This window comes from Pseudomonas sp. 20P_3.2_Bac5, from assembly GCF_025466035.1.
In the GTDB taxonomy this organism is placed as follows: domain Bacteria; phylum Pseudomonadota; class Gammaproteobacteria; order Pseudomonadales; family Pseudomonadaceae; genus Aquipseudomonas.
In genome coordinates this window covers 1-14,128 of record NZ_JANLOA010000105.1, presented here as the reverse complement: position 1 = coordinate 14,128, position 14,128 = coordinate 1, and the positions used below count along the sequence as shown (strand labels likewise).

The 14,128-nt window shown below is 64.6% G+C and carries 16 protein-coding genes; 8 read left to right on the top strand and 8 right to left on the bottom strand.

Annotated features, from left to right (window positions below):
• Positions 1-11 precede the first annotated feature (11 nt).
• Entirely contained in the window at positions 12-896 is an 885-nt protein-coding gene (locus NTD88_RS18850) for a DMT family transporter (RefSeq protein ID WP_262153913.1), read from the top strand.
• Positions 897-903: 7 nt separating this feature from the next.
• Here NTD88_RS18850 and NTD88_RS18845 read toward each other — a convergent pair whose 3' ends face one another.
• Positions 904-2,304, bottom strand: coding sequence for an MDR family MFS transporter (locus tag NTD88_RS18845; RefSeq protein WP_095154973.1), 1,401 nt, complete (start codon positions 2,302-2,304; stop codon positions 904-906).
• Between the two features lie 174 nt (positions 2,305-2,478).
• A complete protein-coding gene (gene pobA / locus NTD88_RS18840) occupies positions 2,479-3,669 on the bottom strand; it encodes a 4-hydroxybenzoate 3-monooxygenase (protein WP_262128247.1) in 1,191 nt (396 codons plus the stop codon).
• Positions 3,670-3,834: 165 nt separating this feature from the next.
• Between pobA and NTD88_RS18835 the strand changes: the two genes are divergently transcribed.
• Positions 3,835-4,722 carry a helix-turn-helix domain-containing protein gene (locus tag NTD88_RS18835; RefSeq protein ID WP_262153912.1) on the top strand — a complete coding sequence of 296 codons (888 nt, stop codon included), beginning with the start codon at positions 3,835-3,837 and terminating at the stop codon, positions 4,720-4,722.
• Here NTD88_RS18835 and NTD88_RS18830 read toward each other — a convergent pair.
• Together NTD88_RS18830 and NTD88_RS18825 are read right to left on the bottom strand one after the other, a co-directional pair.
• The gene (locus tag NTD88_RS18830) at positions 4,715-4,888 is read right to left on the bottom strand and encodes a hypothetical protein (RefSeq protein WP_175652214.1); all 174 of its coding nucleotides are present in this window, start codon (positions 4,886-4,888) and stop codon (positions 4,715-4,717) included. The genes NTD88_RS18835 and NTD88_RS18830 overlap by 8 nt on opposite strands.
• Positions 4,889-4,966: 78 nt before the next feature.
• Positions 4,967-5,875: a LysR family transcriptional regulator gene (locus NTD88_RS18825; protein ID WP_262153911.1), complete on the bottom strand. Its 909-nt coding sequence runs from the start codon at positions 5,873-5,875 to the stop codon at positions 4,967-4,969.
• Positions 5,876-5,977: 102 nt separating this feature from the next.
• Here NTD88_RS18825 and NTD88_RS18820 point away from each other — a divergent pair, with 102 nt between their 5' ends.
• Positions 5,978-6,862: an MBL fold metallo-hydrolase gene (locus tag NTD88_RS18820; protein WP_262153910.1), complete on the top strand. Its 885-nt coding sequence runs from the start codon at positions 5,978-5,980 to the stop codon at positions 6,860-6,862.
• 28 nt (positions 6,863-6,890) lie between these two features.
• Positions 6,891-7,505 carry an NAD(P)-dependent oxidoreductase gene (locus NTD88_RS18815; RefSeq protein ID WP_262153909.1) on the top strand — a complete coding sequence of 205 codons (615 nt, stop codon included), beginning with the start codon at positions 6,891-6,893 and terminating at the stop codon, positions 7,503-7,505.
• Between the two features lie 45 nt (positions 7,506-7,550).
• On the opposite strand, the gene NTD88_RS18810 is transcribed toward NTD88_RS18815, so the two are convergent.
• Positions 7,551-8,429: a LysR substrate-binding domain-containing protein gene (locus NTD88_RS18810; RefSeq protein ID WP_262153908.1), complete on the bottom strand. Its 879-nt coding sequence runs from the start codon at positions 8,427-8,429 to the stop codon at positions 7,551-7,553.
• A 116-nt stretch (positions 8,430-8,545) separates the two neighbouring features.
• Here NTD88_RS18810 and NTD88_RS18805 point away from each other — a divergent pair, with 116 nt between their 5' ends.
• Positions 8,546-10,183 (top strand): 5-guanidino-2-oxopentanoate decarboxylase, encoded by a 1,638-nt coding sequence (locus tag NTD88_RS18805; RefSeq protein WP_262153907.1) that lies wholly within the window; start codon positions 8,546-8,548, stop codon positions 10,181-10,183.
• Between the two features lie 21 nt (positions 10,184-10,204).
• Here the strand turns inward: NTD88_RS18805 and NTD88_RS18800 are convergent, their stop codons facing one another.
• Positions 10,205-11,110 carry an AraC family transcriptional regulator gene (locus NTD88_RS18800; protein ID WP_262153906.1) on the bottom strand — a complete coding sequence of 302 codons (906 nt, stop codon included), beginning with the start codon at positions 11,108-11,110 and terminating at the stop codon, positions 10,205-10,207.
• 302 nt (positions 11,111-11,412) lie between these two features.
• Between NTD88_RS18800 and NTD88_RS18795 the strand changes: the two genes are divergently transcribed.
• Positions 11,413-11,721, top strand: a complete 309-nt coding sequence (locus NTD88_RS18795; RefSeq protein WP_095154794.1) for a putative quinol monooxygenase — start codon at positions 11,413-11,415, stop codon at positions 11,719-11,721.
• 40 nt (positions 11,722-11,761) lie between these two features.
• A complete protein-coding gene (locus tag NTD88_RS18790; protein WP_095154795.1) occupies positions 11,762-11,992 on the top strand; it encodes a hypothetical protein in 231 nt (76 codons plus the stop codon).
• A gap of 9 nt (positions 11,993-12,001) precedes the next feature.
• Here the strand turns inward: NTD88_RS18790 and NTD88_RS18785 are convergent, their stop codons facing one another.
• Together NTD88_RS18785 and NTD88_RS18780 are read right to left on the bottom strand one after the other, a co-directional pair.
• Positions 12,002-12,607: a flavin reductase family protein gene (locus NTD88_RS18785; protein WP_095154796.1), complete on the bottom strand. Its 606-nt coding sequence runs from the start codon at positions 12,605-12,607 to the stop codon at positions 12,002-12,004.
• Between the two features lie 108 nt (positions 12,608-12,715).
• Positions 12,716-13,042: a hypothetical protein gene (locus NTD88_RS18780; protein ID WP_262153905.1), complete on the bottom strand. Its 327-nt coding sequence runs from the start codon at positions 13,040-13,042 to the stop codon at positions 12,716-12,718.
• 319 nt (positions 13,043-13,361) lie between these two features.
• On the opposite strand from NTD88_RS18780, the gene NTD88_RS18775 reads away from it, so the two are divergent.
• Positions 13,362-14,117 (top strand): hypothetical protein, encoded by a 756-nt coding sequence (locus tag NTD88_RS18775; protein WP_262153904.1) that lies wholly within the window; start codon positions 13,362-13,364, stop codon positions 14,115-14,117.
• Positions 14,118-14,128 lie beyond the last annotated feature (11 nt).

Genomic DNA, 14,128 nt, shown 5'->3' with positions numbered 1-14,128 from the left:
CGAGTCCGGACATGACCGCGCAGACCCCGACCCTCAGAGGCGCCGAGCAACCGCTGCGGGGGATTGCCCTGATCTGCCTGGCGGTGCTGCTGTTCGCCAGCCACGACGCCCTGTCCAAATACCTTTCCGGGTTCTACCCCATTGTCATGGTGGTGTGGGCGCGCTACGTGGTGCACACGTTGCTGATGCTGGTGGTGTTCGTGCCGCGTACCGGGCTGTCGGCGGTGGTGCGAACGCGGCGGCCGATGTTGCAACTGGCCCGGGCGCTCTGCCTGATCGGCACCAGCCTGTTGTTCACCACGGGGCTGCGTTATATCCCGCTGGCCGAAGCCACGGCGGTCAACTTTCTCGCGCCCTTGATGGTGACCGCGCTGTCGGTGCCGCTGCTGGGTGAGCGGGTCAGTCGCGGGCAGTGGATCGCGGTGCTGGCCGGCTTTGTCGGCGTGCTGATCGTGATTCGCCCCGGCGGCGCGCTGTTCACCCCGGCGATCCTGCTGCCGCTGGGCTCGGCGTTCTGCTTCGGCTGCTATCAGTTGCTGACCCGCAAGCTCAGCGCCACCGACAGCCCCACCACCAGCAACTTCCTCACCGGGATCTTCAACAGCCTGATCATGACCGCGCTGGTGCCGTTCTTCTGGACCGTGCCGACCTTCGGCCATGCCTTGTTCATGCTCGGCCTTGGCACCTGCGGGATGCTCGGTCACATGCTCCTGACCCAGGCCTTCCGTCACGCCGCGCCGGCCATGCTGGCGCCGTTCAGTTATGGCCAGATCCTCTTCGCCGGAATGTTCGGCTACCTGATCTTCGACCACAGCCCGGACGTCTTTGGCGTGGTCGGCATTTCCGTCATCTGCCTCAGCGGCCTGGCCGTGGCCTGGGTGCAGCGGCGCGGTTGAACACCTGTCAGTGACCGCGCAGTTCGCGGTTGGGCAGGGCCAGCGCCGCTGCCAGGCCGAACAGCGAAATCGCCGCGCTGCCCAGCAACAGGTTGCGGAAGGTCACCGACAGCTCGGCCTGTACCGCCAGGTTCGCCTCGCCGGCGCGCAGGCTGCCGAGTAGGGCTTCGCCCGCGAGGGCGTAGCCGCCGTCCTGCAACATCGCCAGCAACAATGCCGACATCAGGGCCACACCCACCGCGCCGCCGAGCGAGCGGAACAGGTTGGTGGTGCTGGTGGCGACGCCGATGTCCTGCTGCTGCACCGCGCTTTGGGTCGCGACCAGCGAGGTCGGGAACTGGGTGCCGGCGGCGATGCCGGTCAGCAGCATGAACAACCCGCTGAGCAGGCCGGAGGAGGGCGGGCTCAGCGCCATGCCGACAATGGCCAGCGGCATCAGCAGGCTGCCGAAGAGAATCTGGGGCTTGAAGCGGCCGGTCATGTTGGTCAGGCGACCGGCGCAGTAAGCCCCGATCGGCAGGCCCATGGCCAGTGGCAGCAGGTGCAGCGCGGCGCTGTCGGCACCGGCGCCGGTGATGCTCTGGTAGCGCAGCGGCATCAGCATGGTCAGCGAGATGGCCTGGAAGCTGGTGAAGAAGATGGTGCACCAGCACAGCACCGCGACCCGGTTGCCAAACAGCTTCAGCGGCAACAGCGGTTCCGGCGCACGGCGTTCATACAGCACGAATAGGGTCAGGCCGAACAGCGCGGCCGCCAATAGCGCCAGCACCGCTTGGCTATGCCACGGGTGGCCCTGGCCGATCAGGGTGATGGCCAGCAGCAGGCCGGTAAGGCCGAGGATCAACAGCAAGGCGCCGGGATAATCGACTTTGGCCTGGCGTTGCGGCGTCGCCAGCCCGCGCAGGCTGTTGCGGGTCACCCACCAAGCGGTCAGGCCCAGCGGCAGGTTCAGCCAGAACACCCAGCGCCACGACAGGTACTCGGTCAGTAAACCTCCGAGCACCGGCCCGGCCACACTCGCCGCCGCGTACATGCTGCTGAAGTAAGCCTGGTAGCGCCCGCGTTCCCGGGGTGGCACCAGATCGCCGAGGATCGCCTGGCTGACCGAGACCATGCCGCCAGCGCCGATGCCTTGCAGCACCCGCGCCAGCACCAGTTGTTCCATGTTCTGCGCCGCGGCGCAGAACACCGAGGCGAGGGTGAAGATCGCAGTGCCGGACAGGATCATCCGCCGCCGCCCATACAAATCGCCGAGCTTGCCGTAGATCGGCGTGGCCACGGTCATCGCCACCATGTAGCCGGAGATGACCCAGGCCAGCAGGCCGACATCGTTGAACTGCGTGGAGATCGCCGGCATCGACACGGCGATGATGGTCTGGTCCAGAGCGCCGAGGAAGATCGCCAGCATCAGCGCGACGAGGACGGTCTTGATGGCGGGCTGGGGTGTGCTCAGTTGGGTCACGGCAGGCTCGTTACTTATTGGAGTCTTCAGGGCCTCATCGCTGGCGTGCCGGGGCGCCGAACCGCAGCGATGAGGCCCTTGGGGGCAAATAAAGTATGTCCGAGTCTATCCGATAGCTTGCTAAGCGTCTGCAATGGCCTCGTAAGGCAGCCCGACGTAGTTTTCCGCCAGGGTCTTGCGGCCCGCCTCGGAGCTGACGAAGTAATCCAGTTCAGTCTGCTGGATGCGTTGGCTGAACGGGTCGCTGTCAGGGAAGCGGTGCAGGATCGAGGTCATCCACCACGAGAAGCGTTCGGCCTTCCAGATCCGCCGCAGGCAGATGGACGAGTACTGCTCGAGCAAGTCAGTGCGGCCTTCGGCGTAGACCCGGCGCAGGATGTTGAACAGGGTGCTGACGTCACTGGCGGCCAGGTTCAGGCCCTTGGCGCCCGTCGGCGGGACGATGTGCGCGGCGTCGCCGACGAGGAACATCCGCCCATATTGCATCGGTTCGACCACGAAGCTGCGCAGCGGCGCGATGCTTTTCTCGATCGACGGCCCGGTCACCAGGCGCTCGGCCAGCTCGGCGGGCAGGCGGGTCTTGAGTTCGTCCCAGAAACGCTCGTCGGACCAGTCCTCGACTTTTTCGTCGGCGCCCACTTGCACGTAATAGCGGGTGCGGGTCGGCGAGCGCATGCTGCACAGGGCGAAGCCGCGTTCGTGACGGGCGTAGACCAGTTCTTCGTTGACCGGCGGGGTATCGGCGAGGATGCCCAGCCAGCCGAACGGGTAGACCCGCTCGAACACCTTCAGCGCATCGGCCGGGATCGATTGCCGGGCGACGCCGTGGTAGCCATCGCAACCGGCGATGTAGTCGCAGTCCAGGCGGTGCACCTGGCCGTCTTTTTCGTAGGTCAGCCAGGGCTGCTCGGACTTCGGCTCATGAGGCTGCACGTTTGTCGCCTCGTAGACGGTGACGGCGCCGCAGGCTTGGCGGGCGGCCATCAGGTCGCGGGTGACTTCGGTCTGGCCGTAGATCATTACTCCCTGGCCGCCGGTCAGGCCCTTGAGGTCGATGTGTTCGCGGCGACCGTCGAAGGCCAGTTCGAAACCGTCATGGGGCAGGCCTTCGGCGTCCATGCGCTCGCCGACCCCGGCCTCGCGCAGCAGGTCGACCATGCCTTGCTCCAGCACCCCGGCACGGATGCGGCCGAGCACGTAGTCAGGGCTCTGGCGTTCGACGATGACGTTGGAAATCCCGGCGTTGTGCAGCAACTGGCCGAGCAGGAGACCGGACGGACCGGCACCGATGATTGCGACTTGAGTTTTCATTGTTATTGTCCCAGGCAGCTTCAGCACAACGCCGAAGGCATCTTATAGTGGTGAGCGCCTGTATTTTTCGCCTGTAATTGCGGCGGAAGAAGGGATAAAGGCACAGCAAAACTGTACTTTTCGCCAATACGGGCGATTATCGAGCATTCAGCCAAGGGGCGGACGATGGTGGCAAAAGCGGCGATTCCGGTGTTCAAGCTCTACGGCGAGTCCCTCGACTGGCCGACCCCCGACCTGCTTCACAGCGAGTCGATCCCGGCCCGCAGCCGCCTGCACCATTGGGAAATCGAGCCGCACCGGCACGCCGACCTGTGCCAGTTGCTGTTCCTTTACCGGGGCACCGCCGAGGTGGAACTGGAAGGCCAGGCGCGCACCCTGCGCGAGCCGGCGCTGCAAGTGGTGCCGCCGCTGTGCGTGCATGGTTTTCTTTTTTCCGAGGATGTCGACGGCTACGTGGTGACCCTGGCCGCGCCGCTGGTGGCCTTGCTCCACCAGCAATTGGGCAGCGCTCCGGCGCCGTTGACCCAGGCCGGAACCTGGCTGGCCGGCGCCGATGCCGACTATCTCTACAGCCTGTTCAGCACCTTGCAGGCCGAATACCAGAGCGACCAGCCGGGTCGCGACCTGCAACTGCGTTCGATCATCAACCTGCTGGTGGTGTGGATCAGCCGCCGGCACCTGCAACGTCAGGCTGGCGCGCAGGTGCCCGAACGCGGCCGCGAGCAGTTGCGGCGCTTCAATCAACTGGTGGAACGCAGTTTTCGCCAGCATCCGGCAGTGGAGGACTTGGCGCATGAGGTGGGGGTTTCGGTGACGTCGCTGAACACCCTCTGCCGCGAACTGGCCGGGCAATCGGCGCTGCAGATCATTCACCAGCGCCTGTTACTGGAGGCCAAGCGCGAGCTGATCTACACCACCCTGAGCATCAACCAGTTGGCGGACAGCCTGGGGTTCGCCGATCCGGCGTATTTCTCACGGTTCTTCCGCCGTCTGACGGGCTTGTCACCCCGCGCCTTTCGCCAGCGTGAACCCAACGAGAGCGGGCTTACCTGAGCGCACTGAGGGTGGCGGTGTGCGGCACGCAGTGGGCGAGGCCGCAACTGGCGGCGGACCACGGCTGGTTACGGGTCTGCTCGACCCGGTAGGCAGCGGTTGCGTAAAGCCCCATGACGGCGACGATACCCAGGACGATGGCGCATTTTGCGGTTTTGACACCCATGATGCTGTCCTCCGGCGACCAACACATGCTGTTACTCGCATGTTGTTACGAAGGATAGTCCAGCACAGCGCAAGTTGCTCAAGCCAGCGCCTGGTCCCATTCCGGGATGTCGGTGAAACGCTCGGCGAGGAAGTCCAGCATGCTGCGCAGCGTCGCCGGCATGTGCTTGCGCGAGGTGTACACGGCGTAGAGGTTCAGCGTCATCGGCCTGGCTTGGGGCAGCAGGCGTATCAGTTCGCCGCTGCGCAGTTTTTCCGCCGCGAGGTAGGTCGGCAGCATGGCGATGCCGGCGCCGGCCAGGGTCGCTTGTTGCAGGGTCAGCGCTTCATTGGCGCTGATGTTGCCGTGCACCGGCACCGCGACATTCTCGCCAGCCACGTCGAAGTGCCAGAGGCTGCGGCCGAAATAGGAGTGGGTCAGGCAGTTGTGGCTGCTCAGTTCCTCCACCCGCGTTGGCGCAGGGTGCCGCCGCAGGTACTCGGGCGAGGCGCAGATCACCGAGTTGCAGACGCTCAGGCGCCGGGCGATCAGGTTCGGGTCGATGTCGTTGCTGGTGCGGATCGCCAGGTCGATGCGTTCGTCCACCAGGTTGACGGTGCGGTCGAGCATCTGCAGATCGACCTTCACCAGCGGATAGCGTTTGACGTACTCGGCCACCGCGTCCACCAGTTGCGCCTGGCCGAACGAGGTGCTGACGCTGATCCGCAGCTCGCCGCGCGGCGCTTCGTCCGGGGCGCTGATTGCCGCCTGCAGGTCGCCGGCGAGGTCAAGCATCTGCCGGCAACGCGGGAGAATTTCATTGCCGGCGGCGGTCAGGCTCAGCTTGCGCGTGGTGCGTTGCATCAGGCGGGCGCCGACCCAGTTCTCCAGGTCCGCCAGATAGCGCGAAATCACCGGGCGCGACATGTCCAGATGGTCGGCGGCGGCGGATTGGCTGCCCAGGTCGACAACGGTGACGAAGACCCGCATTGCGGTAAGACGGTCCATGATTTGTCCGATTTCTGAAACAAACTATGTCCAAGCATCGCATTTTTTGCGTCGAATCGCGCAACTAAGCTGTGAGCCATTGCCCCTCACAGGAATTGCCCGATGCTTCGCCTTTTCTCGCCACGCCGCCTGTTGCTGGCCCTGTTTGCCCTGCTCTGCATCGCCCGCGCCAACGCGGCGGGTGCGCCGCTGGAACTGACGGTCTACAACCCGGGGACCGATGCGCTGTTCCCGGTCAGTTCGGTGATCGTTGCCGGCAAGCACGACGCCATTCTGGTAGACGCCCAATTTGGCAAGGCCCAGGCCGAGCAGGTGGTGGACAAGCTGCGCGCCAGCGGCAAACACCTGACCACCATCTACATCAGCCACGGCGACCCGGACTACTACTTCGGCCTCGACACCCTGGTCAGCGCCTTCCCTGACGCCCGCGTGGTCGCCAGCGCGCCGACCGTCGAGCACATCAAGAAGACCATGGACGCCAAGCTCGCCTACTGGGGCCCGCAAATGGGCAGCGACAAACCGCAGCGGCTGATCGTGCCGCAGGTGCTGGACGGTGATCGCCTGCTGCTGGAAGGCCAGGCGTTGCAAGTGATCGGCCTCGACGGCCCGCAGCCGGATCGCAGCTTTGTCTGGATTCCGTCGATCAAGGCGGTGGTGGGCGGCATCCTCGTGGCGGAAAACCTTCATGTGTGGATGGCCGACACCCAGACCGCGCAATCCCATGCCGACTGGCTGACCGGCTTGCAGCGTATCGAAAATCTGCACCCGGTCACCGTGGTGCCGGGCCATTTCCTCGGCAAAAACAGCGGTTCGCTGGACGCTGTGCGCTTTACTGCGGGATACATTCGCGCCTTCGATGAAGAAAGCGCCCGCACCGCCAATGCCGCCGGTCTGACGGCGGCGATGAAGCAACGTTACCCAGGCCTGGCCGAGGAAAGCTCCCTGGAGCTGGGAGCCAAGGTCGCCAAGGGCGAAATGCAGTGGTAAGTCATTCAATCCTGATCGGAGGTTTTTCATGAGCAAGATCGCAATCATCGGCGCCACCGGCCGTGCTGGCAGCCAATTGCTGGAAGAGGCCCTGCGCCGTGGTCACAGCGTTACCGCCATCGCCCGTGATCCGGCGAAGTTGCAGGGCCGTGCCGGGGTGACCCCGCTGGCGCTGGACATCAAGGATGGCGCGGCGCTGGAAAAAGCGCTGGCCGGGCAGGACGTGGTGCTGAGCGCCGCGCATTTCTCCGGCATTCCCGCCGAGACGTTGCTGGCGCCCGCGAAGAAGGCTGGCGTCAAGCGTGTGCTGGTGGTGGGCGGCGCTGGCAGCCTGCTGCTGCCGGACGATTCGCGGGTCATCGACAGCCCGGACTTTCCGGAAGCCTACAAGGCCGAAGCCAGTGCCGGCGCCGCGTACCTCGATGCGCTGAAGCAGGAGAAGGAGCTGGACTGGACCTTCCTTTCGCCATCGGCGGAATTCGTTGAAGGCGAGCGCACCGGCACCTTCCGTCTGGGCAAGGATCACCTGCTGATCGGCGCGGACGGCAAGAGCTGGATCACCTTTGCCGATTTCGCTATCGCGTTGCTGGACGAGGTCGAGAAACCAGCGCATTCGCGCCAGCGGTTTACTGTCGGGTATTGATCTTCAGGCCTCATCGTCGGTTTGCCGACGATGAGGCCCTTGAAGTCATCGGCTGTTCGCCTGCTCCACCAGCCACTCAAACAACGCCAGCAACCCCGGCGGCGCCTCTTTCTCCGGCCGCACCAGGTAATACGCTTTCCCCGTCGCCACTCGCAGCTCGAACGGCGACACCAATCGCCCGCCCGCCAGATCCTCGCCGATCAACGACCAATCGCCGATCGCCACCCCGGTGCCCTGCACCGCCATCGCCATGGCCATGTCCAGCGTTTCGAAATGCTGGCGCTTGCCCTGTGCCGACAGGCTCGATCCCGCCGCTTCCAGCCAGGTCTGCCAGTCGCGCTCGTCTCGCGCCGGGTGTAGCAGCATGTGTTTTTCCAGGTCTGCCACCTCCCGCAGTGGCAGTTTTCCCGCCAGCAACTGCGGCGAACACACCGGCGTCAGTTGTTCATCGAACAGCTTCAGCAGCGGCATCGCGGTCTCGGGCTCGGCGCCATAGACTACCGCAGCATCGAAGCCTTCACGACGAAAATCCCCGCCGTGCTGGAGGGTGGTGGTCAGCTCCACCGGGACGTCCGGGCGCAGCGCCTGCCATTCCATCAGCCGCGGCAGCAGCCAGCGCATCACGCAGGTTGGCGCCTTGAGTTGCAAGGTCGTGCCGGCGGCGCCGATCTGCTGCACGCCGTCCTCGATCAGCGCGAATACCTGCTGCACCCGTGGCAGCCATTCCTGGCCCTCGCGAGTCAGGCTCAGGCCGCGGGCCTGGCGCACGAACAGCGGGTAGCCGAGCTGTTCTTCCAGCCCGGCGATCTGTCGGCTGACGGCACCCTGGGTCAGGTGCAACTGCTGCGCCGCGTGGGTGAAATTGCAGCACTGGGCGGTGACCAGGAAGGTGTGCAGGGCGGGGAGGGGCGGGAGTCGTTTCATTGGTCAGGAGCCATGATCTGGGCGCATGGCTAGTATGAGGAACTTTGCATTGTGCCGGTAGCCGCCCGGCGGTCCAATTAACGCCTGCTCCGAAAACCAACAACAGGCGAACGAACATGGCGACTTGCGGCGAAGTGCTGGTAAAACTCCTCGAAAACTATGGCGTGGACCATGTCTTCGGCATTCCCGGCGTGCACACCGTGGAGCTGTATCGCGGCCTGGCCGCGTCGTCCATTCGCCATATCACCCCGCGTCACGAGCAAGGCGCCGGCTTCATGGCCGACGGCTATTCGCGTACCCGCGGCAAACCGGGCGTGTGCTTCATCATCACCGGTCCGGGCATGACCAACATCACCACCGCCATGGGCCAGGCCTACGCCGACTCGATCCCGATGCTGGTGATTTCCAGCGTGCAATCGCGCAACGCTCTCGGCGGTGGTCGCGGCAAGCTGCACGAACTCCCGGCGCAGAGCAATCTGGTGGCCGGCGTCGCCGCCTTCTCCCACACCTTGATGAGCGCCGATGATTTGCCGGCGGTGCTGGCCCGGGCTTTTGCGGTGTTCGAGGGCGCGCGCCCGCGTCCGGTGCATATCGAGATCCCGCTGGACGTGATCGTCGAAGAGGCCGATCACCTGCTGGCGAGCGAGCCGGTGCGTGTCGCCCGGGCCGGTGCTGCGCCTTCGACCGTGGCGAAAATGGCCGAGTTGCTGGCGGGCGCGCGGCGTCCGCTGATCCTCGCCGGTGGCGGCGCCATCGACGCCAGCGCCTCGCTGACCCGCCTCGCCGAATACCTGCAGGCGCCGACTGCGCTGACCATCAATGCCAAGGGCATGCTGCCGTCGAATCACCCACTGCTGATCGGCTCGACCCAATCGCTGGTGGCGACCCGCGAACTGGTGCGCGAGGCTGACGTGGTGCTGGCCATTGGCACCGAGTTGGGCGAGACCGACTACGACGTGACGTTCAAGGGCGGCTTCGAGATCCCTGGCACTTTGCTGCGCATCGATATCGACCCTGACCAGACCGTGCGTAACTATCCGCCGAAGCTCGCCCTGGTCGCCGACTCCCGCGAAGCCAGCGATGCGTTGCTGCTGGCCCTGGCCGAACAGCCGGCGCCGGTGCGTGCCGCCGAGTGGGGGCCGGCCCGTGCCGCGCGCCTGCGGGAAACCTTGGCCGGCCAGTGGGATGTGGCGGCGCAGGCGCAGACCTTATTCCTGCGCACCATCCTGCGGGCGCTGCCGGATGCGGTGCTGGTGGGCGATTCGACCCAGCCGGTCTACACCGGCAACCTGACCTTGGACCTGGACCAGCCACGCCGCTGGTTCAACGCCTCCACCGGTTACGGCACCCTCGGTTACGCCTTGCCGGCGGCGATGGGCGCCTGGCTGGGCAGTGCCGAAGATCCGCAGGCGCGGCTGCCTGCGGTGTGCCTGATCGGTGACGGCGGCATCCAGTTCACCCTGCCGGAACTGGCCAGTGCCGTGGAAGCCCAGGTACCGCTGATCGTCCTGCTGTGGAACAACCAGGGCTACGAAGAGATCAAGCGCTACATGGTCAACCGCGATATCGAACCGGTGGGCGTGGACATCCACACCCCGGACTTCATCACCATCGCCAAGGGCTTTGGCTGCGCGACCGAGGCGGTGAGCGATATCGAGCCCCTGCGTCAGGCCCTGCTCAAGGCCCGTGAACGCAAAGGCCCGACGCTGATCGAGATCGACCAGTGGCAGTGGACCGAGACGGTCCTGGCCTGAGGCTGCTGACTGCGGTAGCGGCTACAGCGCGCTGCGCAACCGCGCCATATCGCGCAGCGGCGGCGCGCCGTAGGCTCGGCTGTATTCGCGGCTGAACTGCGACGGGCTTTCATACCCCACCCGATAGCCCGCCACCGCCGCCTCCAGCCCGTCGTTGAGCATCAACCGACGGGCTTCCTGCAAGCGCAACTGCTTCTGGTACTGCAACGGACTCATCGAGGTCACCGCCTTGAAACGGTGGTGCAGGGCCGAGGCGCTGAGGTTCACTTCCCGGGCCAGTTCTTCGATGCGCAGCGGTTTGTTGTAGTGGTCGTTGAGCCACTGGATCGCCTGGCAGACGCGGTGGGTCTGGCTGTTGGACATGGCGATTTCGTACAGCCGGTAACCTTGTTGCCCACGCAGCAGGCGGTAAAGGATCTCGCGACGAATCAGCGGCGCGAGGACCGCGATGTCCTTCGGCGTTTCCAACAGGCGGATCAGGCGCAGCAGGGCGTCCAGCAGCGGTACGTCCAGCCTTTCCACATACAGCCCGCGCCCCGACGCGGCCGGGACACCCATGGGACCGGCCTCGGCAATCAGGTTATTGATTTCCGCCGGGTCGATATCCAGGCGGATGCCCAGGCTCGGGTTCTCCGGGCTGGCATCGAGGTATACGCCACTGATCGGCATCGCCACCGACACCACCATGTAATGCAGCGGGTCGTACACATAGCGTTCGTCGCCCAGGTGCACCGCCTTGCTGCCTTGCGCGAGGATGCACAGCGCCGGCTGGGCGAGGGTCGGCATCGAACGGATGTTTTCTTCGTGACGCACCAGATACAGGCCGTTGATTGCCGAGCACTCTGGCGCGGCGTGGCGGCGGACGAGATCGGCCAGCGCCTGGCGCTGGGATTCGAGGGCGGAGTCGAGCAGTTCGGGGGATGACATGGAGAGGCTTCCTCGGCGGATCCTCGCAGCATAGGTTTGTGCAAGTGCGCACGCTAGCCGGATGCTGTCGTGTTCTTGCACGATCCTGCTGCCACCTTGGTGCCGTCACCAAATTGAAGCGATTGCCATTGCCTGATGCCCTCTCGGCGAAATCGCCGTGGGTGCTGGCTCGCCGCAATGAACTCAGTGAGGCATGCAGGATCAGGCAATCGTTCGACAGCTTTCGCCTAACGTCCTCGCGCGGCGGCCCGTACTCTTGGCAGCCTGGCAGTTTTCTCTGGCCGTCTTCAGGAGCACCGCACATGACGTCATCTCAACCGGTCAGCCACCTTTCCTTCGTGCGCGCCAGCGCGGGCCGTTCCGCAGAACTGGGCGAACGTCTTCAGCAATTGCTCGAACCCAGCCGGCGTACCCCGGGTTGCCTGGCGTTCACCCTGCAACGTTCCACCTGCGATGCCGACTTGTGGTTGCTCAGCAGCCACTGGCGCGACCAGGCGGCGATGAGCGGTTACTTCAACTCGCCCAGCCTGCAGGTGTTTGGCGAGCTGGTGCAAGCGCGGGTGCTGGACAGCCTCGATCTGCACACCTTCAGCGAGCCCGGCGCAGGTTAGAATGAGCGCCTTTTTTCGTCACTGATGGGGATCGAGCAACATGGCTCGCAGAGTATTCGTAGGTTTCGAAGCAGTATCGGCGGTGGTTCCCGGCGAAGGCGGCTACAGCGCCGCCATCGCGGTGAAAGGCCTGGGCGCCAGCGGCGCGCCGCGTTTCCACAAGGTGCTGCCGGAGCAGACCTTCAAGACTGCCGCGGACGCCGATGAAGCGGCGTCCGCCGAGCTTGAGCGGCTCAGCGGCGTCAACGCGGACGCCGAGCTGGTCTGGTAAGCGCAAGGCTCAGACCTGTGGGCGCCTCATCTGGAAGAGGTTGCCCAGCTCGAAATAATCCGCCGGACCGCCGCCACGCAAAATAGGCTCGGCGGCGGCGGTGTCGTAGATGCCGTCTTTCAGCAGGTGTTCGGCGATATGCACGGCCACCACTTCACCAAGAATCAGCCAGCTCGGCACCAACGCGTGGTCAGCGCGCTGCAATTGCACGATCTGGCTGACCTTGCATTCGAACGACACCGGGCTTTCCTGCACCCGTGGTACGGCGATCACCCGTGAGGCGGCGGGGGTGAGCTGGCTCAGGGCAAACTCATCGACTTCCGGCGCGACGGCCGCGCAGCTCTGGTTCATCGCCTCGGCGAGCGGACGGGTGGCCAGGTTCCAGGCGAATTCACCGGTCTGCTCGATGTTGTTCAGGCTGTCTTTGCGCCCGACGCTGCAGAAACCGATGATCGGCGGAATGTAGTTGAAGGCGTTAAAGAAGCTGTAGGGCGCAAGGTTCAGGCGGCCTTGGGCGTCCTGGGTGGAAATCCAGCCGATGGGACGTGGGCCGACGATGGCGTTGAACGGATCGTGGGGCAGGCCGTGGCCTTTTGCGGGTTCGTAGTAGTACATCGATCAAGCCTTGTGGCGAGTGCACGGACGCCTAGTGTGCCAAGTGCCGCGTTCCCTGAAAACGATTAAGCCCGGCCGAAGCCGGGCTGTGAAGACGTTGCATCGGTGTTAGCTGATGCGGCCAGCCGGGGTACGGTCGAAACCGTCAGCGGCGACTTTGCCGGCTGGGGTGCGGTCGAAGCCGTCAGCGGCGACTTTGCCGGCTGGGGTACGGTCGAAGCCGTCGGCAGCGACTTTGCCGGCTGGGGTACGGTCGAAACCGTCGGCGGCGACTTTGCCAGCCGGGGTGCGGTCGAAGCCGTCAGCCGCTACAGCCGCCGGGTGGGCTGGTGCATAGCCGAAGTTGTGAGCGTTGGTGCGGTCGAAACCATCGGCGGCGAAAGCGTTGGCGGTCAGGATCGAGAAGGCCAGGGTCAGGATCAGTTTGCTTTTCATGGTCGTTGCTCCGGGGTAGTGAGGGTTGTTTGTTTCTATGGGTTTGATGCTACGCCGATTAATTCGATTAAAAAGCGCAAAAAATCGGCTATAGAAATCGATTTACTCGATGTATTTGGGCGCGATCAGTCCGTTTCAACTGCTCGGATTGCTCTTGCGGGGAACAGCGCTGCCCGTCTCACAAAGCATGCGCGCCCAAGGTTATTGCCGGATTAACGGGATTTTCTCGGGCCAAACGCTTTTTTCATTTCGCGCTGACCTCTTTTTCATCGCCGCTTGCGCAGTCTCTGCCGCACTTGCCCTCTGGAGCTTCGAGCCGATGAATAAACTCCCGCAAATCACCCTGGCGTTCTGGATCATGAAGATCTGCGCCACCACGCTTGGAGAGACAGCGGGCGACCTGCTGTCCATGACGCTCAACGTGGGTTACGCGCTGAGCTCCGTGATCCTGATTAGCGTGTTCCTGGTCACGCTGGTGACGCAGTTGTTTTCCCGGCGTTATCACCCGGTGCTGTACTGGCTGGTGATCCTCTCCACCAGCACGGCCGGCACCACCATGTCGGACTTCATGGACCGCACCCTGGGCCTGGGCTATGCCACCGGCTCGGCGATCCTGATCGGCATCCTGGCGTTGACCTTCGCGCTCTGGCGCCTGAGTGGCGATCCGATCAACGTCAACAACATCAGCACCCGCCGTAACGAGCTGTTCTATTGGGTGGCGATCCTGTTTTCCAACACACTGGGCACGGCCCTGGGTGACTACCTGGCCGACGACTCGGGCCTGGGCTTTGCCGGTGGCGTCCTGGTGGTGGGGGCGGCGATCGGGGTGGTGGTGCTGGCGCGTTACTGGACACGGATCTCGGGCGTGTTGCTGTTCTGGATTGCCTTCGTCCTGACCCGGCCATTCGGAGCGACCCTGGGCGACTTCCTGACCAAACCCCACGAAAAAGGCGGGCTGGATTTCGGCACGGTGGGATCGTCGCTGGTGCTGGGCGGGATCCTGCTGGGCTTCATCCTCATGGCGCATCACTTCAACCGGCGCGAGCAGCCGGCGCGGGTGGCGGAGCTGTCCTGAGTTCTGAGCGC